Source organism: Bacillus sp. JJ664 (assembly GCF_036962205.1).
GTDB lineage: Bacteria > Bacillota > Bacilli > Bacillales > Bacillaceae_G > Gottfriedia.
Window position 1 is genome coordinate 1 of record NZ_JBALMS010000002.1, and the last position, 15,306, is coordinate 15,306.

General features: G+C 33.8%; 16 protein-coding genes. 7 read left to right on the forward strand and 9 right to left on the reverse strand.

All coding sequences use genetic code 11. The annotated features are described in order from the left end of the window. The first annotated feature begins 83 nt into the window (after positions 1–83). The 3 genes from V7056_RS00240 to V7056_RS00250 all read left to right on the forward strand — a co-directional run bounded on the left by V7056_RS00240 (position 84) and on the right by V7056_RS00250 (position 3,220). On the forward strand, positions 84–1,448 hold the full coding sequence (locus tag V7056_RS00240; protein WP_499698371.1) for an aspartate kinase: 1,365 nt from the start codon (positions 84–86) through the stop codon (positions 1,446–1,448). Positions 1,449–1,520: 72 nt separating this feature from the next. Further along, on the forward strand, positions 1,521–2,021 hold the full coding sequence (locus tag V7056_RS00245) for an Lrp/AsnC family transcriptional regulator (protein ID WP_192602561.1): 501 nt from the start codon (positions 1,521–1,523) through the stop codon (positions 2,019–2,021). Next, on the forward strand, positions 2,018–3,220 hold the full coding sequence (locus V7056_RS00250; RefSeq protein WP_499698372.1) for an aminotransferase: 1,203 nt from the start codon (positions 2,018–2,020) through the stop codon (positions 3,218–3,220). The genes V7056_RS00245 and V7056_RS00250 overlap by 4 nt, the downstream gene beginning before the upstream one ends. Positions 3,221–3,271: 51 nt before the next feature. On the opposite strand, the gene V7056_RS00255 is transcribed toward V7056_RS00250, so the two are convergent. From V7056_RS00255 to V7056_RS00290, 8 genes are all read right to left on the reverse strand, one after another. Next, a complete protein-coding gene (locus tag V7056_RS00255) occupies positions 3,272–4,024 on the reverse strand; it encodes a sirohydrochlorin chelatase (RefSeq protein WP_499698373.1) in 753 nt (250 codons plus the stop codon). Positions 4,025–4,048: 24 nt separating this feature from the next. Beyond that, entirely contained in the window at positions 4,049–4,834 is a 786-nt protein-coding gene (gene cobA, locus V7056_RS00260; protein ID WP_499698374.1) for a uroporphyrinogen-III C-methyltransferase, read from the reverse strand. A gap of 16 nt (positions 4,835–4,850) precedes the next feature. Beyond that, positions 4,851–5,069 carry a DUF3906 family protein gene (locus V7056_RS00265; protein WP_499698375.1) on the reverse strand — a complete coding sequence of 73 codons (219 nt, stop codon included), beginning with the start codon at positions 5,067–5,069 and terminating at the stop codon, positions 4,851–4,853. A 16-nt stretch (positions 5,070–5,085) separates the two neighbouring features. Next, positions 5,086–6,708, reverse strand: a complete 1,623-nt coding sequence (locus V7056_RS00270) for a nitrite/sulfite reductase (RefSeq protein WP_499698376.1) — start codon at positions 6,706–6,708, stop codon at positions 5,086–5,088. Beyond that, positions 6,698–7,294, reverse strand: a complete 597-nt coding sequence (gene cysC / locus V7056_RS00275; protein WP_499698377.1) for an adenylyl-sulfate kinase — start codon at positions 7,292–7,294, stop codon at positions 6,698–6,700. Before cysC ends, V7056_RS00270 begins: the two co-directional genes overlap by 11 nt. 12 nt (positions 7,295–7,306) lie before the next feature. Then, on the reverse strand, positions 7,307–8,458 hold the full coding sequence (gene sat / locus V7056_RS00280) for a sulfate adenylyltransferase (protein WP_499698378.1): 1,152 nt from the start codon (positions 8,456–8,458) through the stop codon (positions 7,307–7,309). Between the two features lie 88 nt (positions 8,459–8,546). Further along, a complete protein-coding gene (locus V7056_RS00285) occupies positions 8,547–9,248 on the reverse strand; it encodes a phosphoadenylyl-sulfate reductase (protein WP_499698379.1) in 702 nt (233 codons plus the stop codon). Positions 9,249–9,454: 206 nt separating this feature from the next. Further along, on the reverse strand, positions 9,455–9,598 hold the full coding sequence (locus V7056_RS00290; protein WP_235821382.1) for a YezD family protein: 144 nt from the start codon (positions 9,596–9,598) through the stop codon (positions 9,455–9,457). Between the two features lie 395 nt (positions 9,599–9,993). Between V7056_RS00290 and V7056_RS00295 the strand changes: the two genes are divergently transcribed. From V7056_RS00295 to V7056_RS00305, 3 genes are all read left to right on the forward strand, one after another. Further along, on the forward strand, positions 9,994–10,413 hold the full coding sequence (locus tag V7056_RS00295; RefSeq protein WP_499698380.1) for a divergent PAP2 family protein: 420 nt from the start codon (positions 9,994–9,996) through the stop codon (positions 10,411–10,413). A gap of 140 nt (positions 10,414–10,553) precedes the next feature. Beyond that, entirely contained in the window at positions 10,554–12,788 is a 2,235-nt protein-coding gene (locus V7056_RS00300; protein WP_499698381.1) for an MMPL family transporter, read from the forward strand. A 159-nt stretch (positions 12,789–12,947) separates the two neighbouring features. Further along, positions 12,948–13,592, forward strand: a complete 645-nt coding sequence (locus tag V7056_RS00305) for a peptidylprolyl isomerase (protein WP_499698382.1) — start codon at positions 12,948–12,950, stop codon at positions 13,590–13,592. Positions 13,593–13,718: 126 nt separating this feature from the next. On the opposite strand, the gene V7056_RS00310 is transcribed toward V7056_RS00305, so the two are convergent. Beyond that, positions 13,719–14,102, reverse strand: a complete 384-nt coding sequence (locus V7056_RS00310; protein WP_087998961.1) for a rhodanese-like domain-containing protein — start codon at positions 14,100–14,102, stop codon at positions 13,719–13,721. 115 nt (positions 14,103–14,217) lie between these two features. Here V7056_RS00310 and V7056_RS00315 point away from each other — a divergent pair, with 115 nt between their 5' ends. Next, positions 14,218–15,051 carry a lipoate--protein ligase family protein gene (locus tag V7056_RS00315; RefSeq protein ID WP_499698383.1) on the forward strand — a complete coding sequence of 278 codons (834 nt, stop codon included), beginning with the start codon at positions 14,218–14,220 and terminating at the stop codon, positions 15,049–15,051. Positions 15,052–15,306 lie beyond the last annotated feature (255 nt).

The following is a 15,306-nucleotide window of genomic DNA, read 5'->3' on the forward strand; positions in this document are numbered from 1 at the left end:
AAATCAGTTGATTTTTTCTGTTTTTAGAGGGATAATTGTAGCATTATTTAACAGAAAATTAACATAATTGGGAGACGTTAAGAATGAAAATCGCAAAATTTGGTGGTTCATCATTAGCCACTTGGGAACAAATTGAAAAAGTTTTTCAGATTGTGGTTTCAGATAATGAACGTAAAATTATTGTGGTTTCAGCACCTGGAAAAAGGTATCCAGAGGATATTAAAATAACTGATCTCTTAATTACTTGTGGAAGAAAATCAATCAATGGTGAAAATTATTCGATGGAATACAGTCAAATCATTGAAAGATATTCTGAAATTGCAAATGGCTTGAGTTTAACATCTGACATAATTGATGAGATTTCATTAAATATAGAAGGTGCACTAACTAGTTCAAAGGAAAATCATGCAAAATATATGGATGCTGTAATGGCTTGTGGTGAAGATAATTGTGCTAGGTTAGTAGCGAATTATTTTCAAACAAAAGAAATTGACGCAGAATATATCAATCCAAAAGATGCTGGTTTATTCGTCACTAATGAACCTGGTCATGCACAAGTCTTACCAAAAAGTTATTTTTTGTTACATGAACTTCGCAATAAAAAAGGTGTCGTCATTTTTCCAGGTTTCTTCGGGTATTCAGAAAATGGAGATATTGTGACTTTTTCAAGAAGTGGCTCTGATATTACTGGTTCTGTTATTGCGAATGGAGTTAAAGCTAGCTTATATGAAAATTTCACTGATGTGGATGCAGTTTATTCAGTTAATCCTTCTATCATTCAAGAGCCGAAAGAAATTAAAGAATTAACGTATCGTGAAATGAGGGAGTTATCTTACGCTGGTTTCAATGTATTCCATGACGAAGCATTGATTCCTGCTTTTCAAGCGGGTATACCGGTTAATATTAAAAATACAAATAATCCATCAGCACCCGGGACTGTTATTGTAAAAGAAAGAAAGTTAACAAATGGTCCTTTAGTTGGTGTAGCTAGTGATAATGGATTTTGTAGTATATATATAAGTAAGTATTTAATGAATAGAGAAGTTGGATTTGGACGTAAAATTTTACAAATCTTAGAAGACTTCCATATTTCTTATGAACACCAACCAAGTGGAATAGATGATATTTCAATTATTATTAGGCAAAATCAATTAACCTCTTCGATTGAAAATCAAATTATCAACCGTATACAAGATGAACTTCATGTTGATCATGTGGTTATTGAAAGAGATCTTGCTTTAATCATGTTAGTTGGTGAAGGGATGCGTCATAATGTAGGGACTACGGCACGCGCCAGTAAAGCCCTTGCAAATGCAAGCATTAATATCGAAATGATTAATCAAGGTTCATCTGAGGTTAGTATGATGTTTGGTGTTAAAGCAAGTGACGAGAAAAAAGCAGTACAAGTAATTTATGAAGAATTCTTTCCAAAAGTGTCATCTAAGTAAAATATTTAAATATAGATGAAGTGTACAACATCAGCAGAAATTCCATGTTTAAATGGAATGCATAAGGAGCTTATGAAAATGACAGATAAAGAAATTCAATTACTTCAGTGTATTGAACAAAATGGTCGATTAAGTAATGACGTATTAGCAAAAATGATTCAAGTATCAGAAGAAGAAGTCGTTGAGATCTTAAAGAAGTTTGAAAACGACCGTGTAATTCTACAATATATAACACTGATTGATTGGGGTAAAGTTCCTGTTCAAGAAAGTATTACGGCAATGATTGATGTAAAGGTAGCTCCAAAAAGAGGAGTAGGCTTTGATGAAATTGCTGAAAAAATATATTTATATCCTGAAGTAAAATCGGTTTATTTAATGTCGGGTACATATGACTTGTCCGTTGTTGTTGAAGGTAAAACAATGACTTCAATTGCTTCATTTGTATCTCAAAAACTATCAACCTTAGAATCAATTTTATCCACTACAACGCACTTTATCCTAAAAAGATATAAACATGACAGCATTGTATATGGACAAAAACAAAATGATAAGCGCATGGTGATCACGCCATGAGTAAATTTACATTATCTAATACAGTCACAACACTTCAACCTTCAGGGATTCGTAAATTTTTTGATTTAGCTGCTAGCATGGATAATGTCATTTCACTAGGTGTAGGTGAACCTGATTTTGTTACGCCTTGGAATGTACGTGAGGCAAGTATTTATTCGTTAGAAACAGGACATACAGCATATACTTCAAATGCTGGTTTATTTGAATTACGAGATGAAGTCAGTCGCTATTTCTCTAGGAAATTTGATGTCCACTATGATCCAAACGAGGAGCTAATCATCACAGTTGGTGCAAGCCAAGGGATTGATATAGCGTTACGAACGATTTTAAATCCTGGTGATGAAGTGATCGTTATTGATCCTTGTTTCGTATCGTATGCACCATTAGTTTCATTAGCAGGCGGCGTACCTGTTCATTTGGCAACAACTGGTGAAGAAGAATTTAAAATTAATCTTCAAGCATTAAAGAAAAAAATTACACCAAAGACAAAAGCTATTTTACTTTGTAACCCTAATAATCCTACTGGTACATTACTTGAAAAGGAATTACTTGAGGATTTAGCTGTATTTGTTAAAAAACATAATTTAATTGTCATTTCTGATGAAATTTATGCAGAGCTTGTTTACGATGGGGAATATACTAGTTTTGCAAAGATAGATGGTATGAGAGATCATACAATTTTAATATCTGGTTTTTCTAAAACGTTTGCAATGACTGGCTGGCGCCTAGGGATTGTTGCAGCACCTTCAGACATCATTTCTCATATGTTAAAGGTTCATCAGTATGCAATTATGTGTGCACCAACAATGTCACAACATGCAGCGGTTGAAGCACTTCGAAATGGTGAACATGATGTTGAAGCAATGAGAAGAAGTTATATGCAACGAAGAAATTATCTTGTTTCAGCACTTCAAGAACACGGTTTATCTTGTCATTTACCTGGAGGAGCATTTTATGTTTTCCCATCAATCCAAAATACAGGACTAACATCTGAAGAATTTGCAGAGCAATTATTGTTAAAAGAAAGAGTTGCGGTCGTCCCGGGAAATGTTTTTGGAGATTGTGGAGAAGGATTTATCCGATGTTCGTATGCTACTTCGCTTGAACAGTTAATTGAAGCAACAAAAAGAATAGGGCGTTTTTTACAAACTGTCCCGACGTTTCAACCAGTAAATTTAACGAAAATTGAAAGTAAATAGTCTGATAATAAAAAGCTCTTGTATTCCATATGGAATAAACAAGAGCTTTTTTCATACATGAATGAAAGAATGATCTGACTTTGTTTCTATTAATTTTTCTTGAAAAATAGAAGCAATCAAATGATCAAATCCTAGCGTCTCACATAGAATCCAATTCTGTTGAAGTGAAGCTGGTAGACTGCTAATTTTCTCTGCCATTTCTTTCATTAATGTACCCGAAAAGAATAAATACGGGACGACGATGATCGGACAATTTTTTTCAGAAAGTAGAAGCGTACAAGCTTCATGAAAAGAAGGCTCCGACACGGCCATATAAGCAGGAATAACAGTTCTATTTAATTTGGTTTCAAGTAATGTAGCAATTCTTAAAAAGTCATTTTGCGTAAGTTGGTCACTACTGCCACGTCCTACTAATAAAATTTTAGCATCAGGTTGCACATTTATCGTTTTTTCCTGAATGCGTTTCTTCACTAATTCAATCATACTTTGATGTACACCAATTGGCTTGCCAATTGTGATTGAAACTTGTGGAAATCGTTTTTGAAAAGCTGCTATTTCATTTGGAATATCAATTTTTGCATGATTGGCTGATAATAATAGAACAGGGAGGACCGTGATTGAAGTTGCTCCTTGTTGAATACAATTATGTAGGCCCTCGTATATAGAGGGTTCTGCTAATTCGATAAAACTAATTTCTTGAATTTGACATTCGATTTGTTTTTGTACTTTTTTAACAAAGTTTATGGCAGAATGGACTGCAGATTGAACGCGACTTCCGTGACAAATATATAAAATGGCATCCATTCAATCACCCCTTACATGTAATTATTAAATACTAGAGTAACTTTTTTGATTTAATTGTGAAATTGAATCTTGTTTAGTTTCGAACCATTTTAGTTGATGATGTAAATTTACTACTTCACCAACGACAATCATACTTGGGTTACTTATTTTTTCTTTTTCAGCCACTGATAGTACGTCTTTTAACGTACATATCACAGTTTTTTGTTGTTCTGTTGTACCAAAGTGGATGAGAGCAACAGGCGTATCCTGATGTTTTCCATTTGATATAAGCTGATGACGAATATATGGTAAATTGCTTACGCCCATATAGATGGCAAGCGTGTCAATCCCTTTGGCTAGTGCTTCCCATTTAATAGTGTCATCTTCCTTACAATGCCCAGTTACAAATGCAAAGGAGCTACTATAATCACGATGTGTTACTGGGATTCCTGCATAAGCCGGTGCTGCTATACCAGATGTGATCCCTGGAACGATTTCGAATGGAACTCCGCGTTCAACAAGATAAGCGGCTTCTTCACCACCTCGCCCAAAAATAAAAGGATCGCCACCTTTTAAACGGACAACATTTTTACCTTTTTTTGCATATTTAACTAGGAAAGCATTAATTGTTTCTTGCTTTAATGCATGGTAGTTTGGTAGTTTACCTGCGTAGATTAATTCTACTGATTCTTTTGCATTTTCTAGCAGTTCTTTATTCACTAAACGGTCATATAAAATGACATCAGCATTTTGAATACATTTTAGACCTTTTACAGTAATTAGATCAGCATCACCTGGTCCAGCGCCAACTAAATAAACTTTTCCAATCATTCCATACACCTCGTCATCATCGTTTACTTAAAACCTCAATATCTAAAACGAAACCACCACTTTGACTAACTCTCTTTTTTTCATACATTAGTAAATCTTTAACGTCTGGTTTTTTTACATAGAATTTCTCGAGCTCGGTATCAACGAGCTTAAATGCTTTTTCATCATCATTTGCTAGAATGACTACCGGTACAGTTCGATTTTCTATTTGCGCCTCAAAACGATATAAAAACATAGCCCACCGACTTTCTTTAAGATGCTTTAACTGTTTCAATAATGGACGTTAAATGATTTTGTAATTCCTCAATACCAACTCTAGCTACATAATCTAAATATGGTTCAGAAGGTAATTTATTTTCTTGAAAGTGCTGTAAGAATTTTTCTAAAACAAGATGAAGGGAAGGGGATTCCACTTTTCCTTTTAATTTTTCGTTTAATTTTCCACCATTTGCTAAAGTTCCACCTACATAGATCTCAAAAGCTTCTACTAATTCTTTTTTATCATTTCGAGCTTTGATACCTTGTAGGCCGATATCAGCGATTGCTCTTTGACCACATGAGTTTGGGCAACCGACCATATGAATTCGAACTGGAACATCAAGTGAAACTTTTTCATCTAAGTATGAAGCTGTATCTTTCATACGAGCTTTTGTTTCAACTAATGCTAGGTTGCAATATTCATTCCCTGTACAAGCCACAGAGTAACCAATGAACTTTGGCGGTATTGGAGTGAATTTTTTTAGTAAAGGTTCTTCAAGTAATTCATTGATATTTGCAGTTGGGATATTAGGTAAAATTAAATTTTGCGAATTACAGTTTCTGATTTCTCCATTTCCGTATTTCTTAACAATTCTAGCTAACTCGAAAACTTCCTCAGAATGTAATCGTCCAACTGGAATACTTAAACCGACATAGTTTAAACCATTTTGTTTTTGCGGATGTACACCGTAAAAGTAACCTGCATTCCAGGACTCATCAAATCCAGTGCCTTTTGTTAATAGTTGCCCTGTATATTCTTGTAGTACATCTTTAAACTTTTCTACTCCCCAATCTGCTACTAAAAACTTTAGACGAGAGTGATGACGTTTTTCACGGTAACCAAAATCTCTAAAAATAGTTGTAACTGCAATTGCTACTTCTTTTACTTGATGTGGTAAAACAAATACATCAAGTGTTCGGGCTAAATGCGGTGCAGCAGATAATCCACCGCCAACTTTCAAATGAAAACCAGATGTTTTGACACCATCAATTTCTTTAATAGCCGGAACAAATGAAATACAGTTAATCTCAGCATTGGAAGCATTACTTGTATTTGTACTAATTGACATTTTATATTTTCTTGGAAGATTCGAAAAATCTTCATTGAATTGAAAGAATTCATATATTTCTTTTACGATTGATGTCGTATCGAATAATTCATTCGGATCAATACCAGCCAATGGATTACCAACGATATTACGTGTTATATCTCCACAAGCACCTGCACTTGAAAGATGAACCTTTTCAAGTCGGGATAAAATATCTGGAATCTGTTCAATGGTTAACCAATGAAACTGAATCGCTTGACGGGTTGTAATATCATAAACATCACGACCATAATCACGGGCAATTTCAGCTAATACGACTAGTTGATCATGCGTTAAAATACCAGATGGAACATTTACACGCATCATAAAGTAACCAGCTTCTTTTGGTTTTTGTAGATAACAGCCTGCCCACTTAAATAAATCCCATTGATCTTTTGGAATCGATTCGAAACCGTTCTTAGCGTAATAAGGGATGTCGTTATATATTTTTAATCCATCTTTTACTAGCTTCTTTTTTTCAGTTTCATTTAACTTTGGGTTGTCTTTCCATATTTTTTCAGTACTCATTAACACATCTCCTTNNATATTGAAGTACTGTTTCAACACATTGTTCAATCGAAAGTGTGTCTGTATTTAATGTGATTTCCGGACAATCTGGTGCTTCATAAGGGGAGCTTATTCCAGTGAAATGTTGAATTTCACCACTTTTTGCTTTTTTATACAGTCCCTTTGGATCTCTGTTTTCACAAGTTTCAACTGAGCACTCAACATAAATTTCAATAAATTCATCTTTTTCAACAATTGATCGAACAAGATCACGATCAGCTTGAAATGGGGAGATAAAGGCAGTAAGTACAATTTGCCCGTCATCGACAAATAACTTAGCAACTTCTCCAATGCGACGAATATTTTCGGTTCGATCACGATCTGTAAATCCAAGATCATTATTTAAACCGTGGCGAATATTATCACCATCTAAAACATATTGTTGCACGTTTTGGAGAAACAGTGCTTTTGCTATTTCATTAGCAATCGTTGATTTTCCAGATGCCGATAAACCGGTAAACCAAAGGATACAGCTATGATGCTGGTTTTTTTGACGTCGATCTTGTTTCGTTATACTAGCTTGATGCCAAACAATATTTTTAGACATGTTGTTATTCTCCTATTCAACTGAAATCGATGCTGCTTCACGTATTCCTTCAATTAATACTTCAACTACTTCTTTGCGGCTAAAGGCAGTAGGGGGAATTTCACCGTTTTTCAGCATTTCCCGTACTTTCGTTCCAGAAAGGGTAATATGATGATCGCTACTATGAGGGCAAGTTTTTGTTGAACCCATATTTTCACATTTTGAGCAGTAAAAACTATTTTCAAAAAATAGGAGATTGATTCCTAAATCATCAGCTGTAAAATGTTGAAAGATTTTTTGAGCATCATACGTTCCATAATAATTTCCAACACCAGCATGATCACGGCCAACAATAAAATGCGTGCAACCATAATTTTTTCTTACAATTGCATGGAATATTGCCTCGCGTGGTCCTGCGTATCGCATAGCTGCAGGGAAAACAGCTAAGAATACACGATTAGCTGGATAATAGTTTTCTAGTAAAACCTTATAACTTTTCATTCTCACATCTGCAGGAATGTCATCTGATTTTGTTTCTCCAACTAATGGATTCAAAAAGAGACCATCAACGATTTCTAATGCGCTCTTTTGGATATATTCATGTGCTCTATGAACAGGATTCCGAGTTTGGAAACCAACAATCTTTTTCCAATTTAATGATGCGAATTTTTCCCGAGTTTCAATAGGGGATAAATAATGTTCGGAAAAATCATTTCTGTTCAACTGTTTAGTAACTGTAATTTCGCCTCCGATATAAACATCACCGCGGGAATACAATTTAGCAACTCCTGGATGTTCATGATCTGTCGTTCCATAAACGAATTGTGCTTCAACTAATTTATTAGGGGTATAAATATCTTCAATTTTAATAATTCCATATACTTCATCTTCCCAAATAAGCTTTCCTACATCTCCAATTTTTAGATTTTTTGCAGAAGATTTCGAAATAGGAAGCGTAATCGGGATACTCCATACAAAGCCGTTTTTTAATCTCATTGAACTAACAACTTGTTCATAATCATCTTTTCCTAGAAAACCAGTTAATGGACTATATGCGCCATTTCCAATTAACTCTAAATCACTTATCCCAATGAGATCTAAAGAGATCTCGTGTGAAATTTCATTTGTAAGTACTGTAGAATCATATCGATTAATTAATGTTCCGCCATGTGCAGGTAAACTCATATTTTAGACACTCCTTAAACTTTTCTAGTGTGATAGTTTCATATATTCATGTAAAAATTTACAATACAAATTGAGATAAAAGAGAAGTTTAGTCGTGTAAGCCACATTCAGTTTTAGTAGAACCTGACCAACGTCCTGAACGACTATCAGACGAATTAGAAGCCGGTAAAGTACAAACCTCACATCCAATACTTGGATAACCTACATCGTGAAGCGGATTATATGGAAGGTTTTGATAATACACATATCTCCAAACTTCCTTCCAAGTCCAATGAATTAATGGACAAACCTTAATAGACTGAAACTTATTGTCAAGATTGAGAAAATTCGTTTTTTGACGAGATGCAGATTGCTCTCTACGGAGACCCGAGATCCAAGCAGGAGCATCCTTTAACGCTTCTTGTAATGGGATGATTTTACGAATTTGACAGCATTGATTTGGTTCCCGTTTCCATAATTCATGACCATGTATCTCTGCTTGTTCATCTAATGTAAGGCTAGGAAGTTTTTTTTCAATCTGTAATAACGGGTACTTTGCTTGGACCCGGTCGATACATTCGTAAGTTTCTTTAAAATGTAAACCTGTCTCCAAAAAAACAATCTTTGCGTCGGGTTTAACTTTGGAGATTAAGTCAATTAATAATATTCCCTCTACACCAAAGCTACAGGCATAGATCAATTCATCTCCATAGGTAGAATATGCCCATTGCAGGACTTCGAGGGCTCCCTTTGTATCATTGTCAATCGAAAACCTTGGTAGTTGTTCCTCATTCCAATTTTCAAATCTCATTTGTCTTCCTCCAATGAATTAAAGAAAATAAAAAAGAGAGCAAAAAACACTGTCATCTTTTTATGAAATGAACGATATACATTCTTTCTATATGAAAATGTTTAGAAACATTTCTCTTTAAATAGAAAAAGGCAGCTTAAATCTATGATGTAAAGATTACATAGATTTAAGCTGCCTCTAGTTTTTCTAGTCAGCAGGACTCTCATTTACTTTAATCGTATTTTCTCTTGTTTTTCCACTTGAATAATTTTTCCATCTTGAACGACTAAAGTGATCGTTCCAAATTTTAAACCATTTAGTAACGATTCCACGACCTCGATTAACGGTTTTAAGTCGTTGGTTTGGCTCATGAGCATCATCCTCTGAAATTAATTACAACTAAGTTTATCAGAATTGTATGAATTGTCAATTTCAAAAATTCCATTTTTTTATATAAATTTTAAAATTTCAAATAAACAGATGAGTATAGCTAAATTGAAAGCGTTTCATTGTTTTTATTCATATTAAAGAAGAAGTACTTGAATAAAAAAATGGAATGAATACTCCGAAATTCATATCGATCAGTTATCTTTTAATAATATGCCACGAAATATTTATAGTAATTAAAGTAGGAAAGATACCATAGTAGATATTCATAGAAGAAAATGAACATTTATTTCGTTCTTTCACAAACGTTATGAATATACAATTGTTGAAAGAAGATAATAATTAGAAGGTAATTTAATAAAATTTAAGGGGGTTCGTCTTGACTATCCTTCATAACGAGCCATTGATTTCTGCTGTAATAGCATGGTTTATTGCTCAGTTTTCAAAAGTCATTATTCATTTAGTGAAAAATAAGGATTTTGATTTATCTAAGTTCTTTGCTTCAGGTGGTATGCCAAGTTCTCATTCTTCAACGGTTACTGGTTTAGCTCTAAGTGTGGGATTAACGATGGGGTTTGAAAGCGTTGATTTCGCGATGGCAGCAATTTTTGCTACGATTATTATGTATGATGCTTCAGGCGTTCGACTTGCAGTTAGTAAGCACGCAAAAATACTGAATGACTTTTTTCACGGCAGAATAAAAAATTATAAAGCTTTAAACGAATTGGTCGGGCATACTTCATACGAAGTAGTAGTAGGGGCGATCATTGGAATCATAGTTGCAATCATTGTCACCTAATCTAACTTGCGCTCAAGTATAAATCAAAAGATTTATTCTTGAGCGCATTTTCATAATATAAATAACTAAATGTAAAAATAGGAGATATTTAAATAAGTTTGATAAGATATTGTTAGGATTTGTATGTAAGGAGTGAAAAAATGAAAAGTATTGTAAATGAACATAGTGCTTGGAAGAAAGTCGGACGAGGGATTTATCATTTTCGATATGTATTAATTAGCTTAATCGCTGTTATATCAATCTTCCTAAGTATTTATGCAAAGCAACTACCCGGGATCTTAGAGGGTGATGGATTTCGAACACCGGGTGATTATGAGAAAGCTAAAAATATTTTAGAACAAGACTTTGAACAATCTCCTGACTCACTAATTATTCTACTTGAAAGAAAAAAGGGTGCTACAGCTAATGAGTTTCAAGACGATATTGAGAGAATTGTAAAAGTGATTGGGAAAGAAAAAAATATTAAGCAGTTTATAAATCCAATGGTTGATCCAACGATGAAAAAAGAAAATATTGCTTATTTTTCTGTTCTGTTTAATGAAAAAGATTATGATAAATTAGTTGATCGGAACAATCATTTCGCTAAAAAAATTGAATCTTACACTGATGAATCAGTGAAAGTTGGTACAACTGGCTTTACGATTATTAGTGATGTAATGAATAAAACAAGCCAAGAAGATTTGAAAAAAGCCGAAATGATTGGGGTTCCAATAGCATTTATTGTTTTATTCTTTGCCTTTGGTAGTCTTGTTGCTTCTGCAATCCCTATATTAATAGGGTTAATTAGTATTTTTACAACTTTTGGTATTCTAGCATATATCGGAAAATATGTTGATTTATCTATCTTTGTCTTAAATGTAGCACCGATGATTGGCTTGGCTTTATCGATCGATTTTGCTTTGTTATTTGTCAGTCGATACAAAAGTGAGCTTTCCGAACAAAAAGCTACTGTAAAAGAAGCAATCAGTATCACTTTTGCAACTGCAGGGAGAGCGATTATCTTTTCAGGTATTTGCGTGTTTATTGGTCTTTCTGCACTGTATTTCATTCATATCGATTTATTTAGAAGTGTTGCAATTAGTGGTGCTGTAGTCGTTTTAGTTAGTTTATTTTTATCGTTAACATTATTACCTGCAGTACTTTCTGCTTTAGGAAGAAATATTAATAAAGGTACATTAAAGTGGATTGCAAACCGCAGTCAAGAGCAACAACAAGCAATTTGGAGAAAATTTGCGCAGTTTGTAATGAAGAGGCCAATCATCATGGCACTTACTTCATTAATTATATTAGGGATATTTGTCATTCCAATTCGAGACGTTCATTTAAACATTCCTACTATTGATGCACTGCCAAAACATGAATCCTCTAGAATCAATTACGAAAAGTATCAAAAGGAATTTCTTCCTGATGCATTAAATCATGGGTCAATTGTAGTTGTATTAGATTCTGATAAAGATATACTAACGAATGAAAATTTAAATTCATTAGAAAAAGTTCAACAGGAATTTGAAAATGATGCAGACGTTTTAAAAGTAAGAAGTGTGTTCAATGCTGTTAACATGGATGCTTCTCAACTTTTACCTGCTCTAAAATCACCTAATGCAACAAAGCTTCAGCCAGCTGTTAATGCGTATATTCAAAAGGATAAAACCTTCATGCAAGTATTTCTAAACTCTGATCCGAAATCTGAAAAAGGAAAGCAATGGGTAAGGGATATCGAAAAGAAATACAAAGGTAAAATTGAAGGATTCCAAATGACGAATGGTGGGCAGGTTAAATTTGAACAAGAGTTATTTGATGAAATTACTGATAATATTCGATATGGATTAATTGTGATTATGGTGAGTACATTTATCATTTTAATGATTGCATTTAGATCGATTATTATTCCGATCAAAGCGATTATCATGAACGTCCTTTCCTTAAGTGCAACATTTGGCATTATTACATGGTTGTTCCAAGGTGGGAATTTTGGATTACCGCAATCTGATATTATGCTGATTTTACCGGTATTCGTCTTTGGTTTAGTATTTGGCCTGAGTATGGACTATGAAGTGTTCTTAATGTCAAGGATGCAAGAGTTATATGAAGAAACGGGAGATAATACTTATTCGACACGAGAAGGTTTAGTTTCAACAAGTCGAATAATCACATCAGCAGCTTCGATCATGATTGTTATTACAGGTGCATTTGCATTTACAGATATGGTTCCAGTTAAACAAATGGGGATTGGGATCGCGATTGCAATATTCTTAGACGCTACAATCGTTCGATTAGTACTCGTACCGAGTTTAATGCAATTGTTTGGTAAGTGGAATTGGTGGTTCCCATTTGCGAAAAATAAAGTTGAAGAACCGAAAGAGAAAGTAGGATAAATACAATCGTTAAACTGCTAAACAATGAACAGGTTTAGCAGTTTTTTATTTGCGTGATTGTTAGTGTAAAATAAAATGATATGAAAATGATGGATTGATTAGTAAAAGAGCTTAATGATTTGGTAAAATGATACTAGCAAAATTGAAGGGAGACACGAAATGTTTAAAAAATCAATGAAAGCAGTTTTGATATGCTGCTTTATGTTACTGTTCACTATTTTAACTGCTTGTGGAAATGATAATCCAAAATCTTCACAAGTTGCAAAACCAAAGAAACCTGAGAAATTACCAGTCGCAACAATTACAATTAAGGATTATGGGGTGATTGAAGCGGAGCTGTATCCGCATATCGCACCAAATACTGTTTATAATTTTATTTCACTTTCAAATAAAGGATTTTATGACGGACTTAAAATACATAGAATTGTGAAGGGCTTTGTTATTCAAGGTGGAGACCCAGAGGGTACTGGAGCAGGTGGACCAGGATATACAATTAATGGAGAGTTTACTTCAAATGGATTTGAAAATAACTTATTGCATACTGCAGGGGTTTTATCAATGGCGCGTACGGATGATCCGAATAGTGCTGGTAGCCAATTTTTTATTATGACAAATGATTCATCACAACTGGATGGTGCGTATGCTTCATTTGGTAAAGTAACAACAGGAATGGATATCGTAAAGAAGGTTGAAGCTGCTGAAACGACACCTGAAGAGCAACCAAAAACGCCAATCATCATCGAATCTATTAAAGTTGATACAATGGGTGTAAAATATCCAAAGCCTAAAACGAATAAAGAGTAAATTGAATGTTATAATGGAATCCCTCGGTGTTGTTTTGAGGGGTTTTTTCTAAACTTCGTAAAACAGTTTAATATAAAAAAACTACTACTTAAATAGTAGTAGTTCTTTATATTTTACATAAGAAAATTATAAACCTTTTTTTACTTTACCAGACCAAACCTTAAATCCACCTTTTAATTGGAATAGGTTTGTTACACCTTGTTTACGTAAAATTCGGGCAGCTTGTCCAGGACGAACACCCATTTGATCATACAGATAAACTGGTTGATCTTTACGAATTTCTTTTGAACGCATTTTTAATTGAGCAAAAGGGATATTTCGTGCACCTAAAATATGTCCGTTTTTAAAATCCTCTTGATCTCGTAAGTCAATTAATTGAGCTTTACGAATACCTGAGCGGAATTCTTCCTCGTTTAATGTTTTAATTAAGCGTTTTTGGTAGAAATACATGATTGTTGTGTATACAATGATACCTAGGACAACCCAAATTAACAATAACCAATTAGTCATTTTATTCAACACCTTTCAATTACCTACTTATCTTATTATAATTCTCTAATAAGATTGTGCAAGATTCTTTAATAAAAAAAGAAAAAATTTCAGTATTGTATGAGGAGATTACAACATGTCAAAGACAAAGTGGTATTTTATTAATAGTGGAAAAAAATCAGGAAGTTATAATATGGCTTTAGACGAATGTCTTATTAAATGGCAAAGCGAAGAAGGATTTTTGCCTACTTTACGTTTTTATGAGTGGGAACATCCAACTGTAACAATTGGTTACTTCCAAAAGAATCAAGAAATCAGTTTAGAACAATTAAAAAAATATAATGGTGATTTTGTCAGAAGACAAACGGGTGGAAGAAGTGTACTTCACCATGAAGAATTAACATATAGTGTAATTGTTCCTGAAAACTATCCAAATATGCCGGTTACAGTAACAGAAGCTTATAAAGTCATTTCAATGGGGATATTAGAAGGTTTTAAATTATTAGGTTTAGACGCTTCATTCGCTGTGCCAAAAACGGCGGCAGAAAAAGATGAATTAAAAAAACCGTCTAGTGCAGTGTGCTTTGACGCTCCATCTTGGTATGAAGTTGTTGTGAATGATAAAAAAATTGCTGGAAGTGCACAAACAAGACAAAAAGGTTCTATTTTACAACACGGTTCAATCCCATTAAATATTGATGTTACTATGCTGTATGACCTTTACATTTTTTCATCAGAAGAAGTAAGAAACAGAATGAAAAAAAGATTCTTAGAACGCGCTACATGGATTAATGCAGAAAGTGATACACCAAAATCAATGGATGAATTATATATTGCTTTTAAAGAAGGCTTTGAAATTGGTTTGGATATTGAACTAGTTCCTTATGAATTAACGGAGGACCAAGAAAAAGAAGTACAAGCATTAGTTGAGTCAAAATATAGTACTGAAGAATGGAATCTTCGTAAATAAAGAATGTTTTTTAAAGAAAGCTGGTCAAGCTTTCTTTTTTATTTTAGTTGTTCGTATATATTGTTGCTATTTTAGAATGCGTAAGTTGATTACAAATCCAGGACGCTCCCTTTCCGTGGGGTAAATTACATCAATCCATAGTAAAAAATCTTAAGAGTAATTGCAAAAATCCTTCTTTTTTAAGCATGTCTCCTTTCTTTACCTGTATTCCCAATACTTGGACCGTTTGTTTTTTGGGTAAGGTTCATACTATCT